Below are 558 nucleotides of genomic sequence, written 5' to 3'. Positions count from 1 at the left end.
TCAACTAATGATGTACAACAAGCCTTGAATTCTGTGATGTCAGAAGCGGAACTGTTATATATTCCAACAGATAATATCATGGCAGGGGCAGCGTCAACGGTTGGTGCGGTATCTGAACAATACCAAGTACCGGTTGTTGCTGGATCAATTGACCAAGTGGAAGATGGGGGACTAGCGACTTATTCTTTAAACTACTACGAATTGGGACGTCAAACAGCTGAAATGGCAGCACGGGTAATTGAAGGTGAAGATCCTTCGACCATGCCGATTGAGCAAGCGGAAGAATTAGAATTATACGTAAATGAAGACATGGCGGAAGCGTTGGGCGTCGATCCTGACAGCATCCAAGTGGCAGAATAAAGGGAAGAAAGAGGATTTTAATATGAGTGTTATTTTAGGCAGTATATCAGAAGGGTTGTTATGGGGATTATTGGCGATGGGGGTTTACTTAACTTACCGAATCCTAAATGTGGCCGATATGACAGTTGAAGGGTCGTTTTCTTTAGGGGCAGCCTTGGTATCACGGTTAATTTTTGAATTTGCCATGGAACCTTGGAT

1 protein-coding gene is annotated in these 558 nt (G+C 43.4%); it reads left to right on the top strand.

Annotated elements, in window-relative coordinates; genetic code table 11:
- Positions 1-360 (top strand): ABC transporter substrate-binding protein (locus tag ACRCJ0_RS18910; RefSeq protein WP_431391745.1); only part of this gene is annotated, 360 nt, incomplete at its 5' end.
- Positions 361-558 lie beyond the last annotated feature (198 nt).

The sequence above is a fragment of the Aerococcus sp. L_32 genome (genome assembly GCF_050689315.1).
Note: the sequence above shows the minus strand (reverse complement) of the source record. Positions and strands in the feature narration are given on the sequence as shown.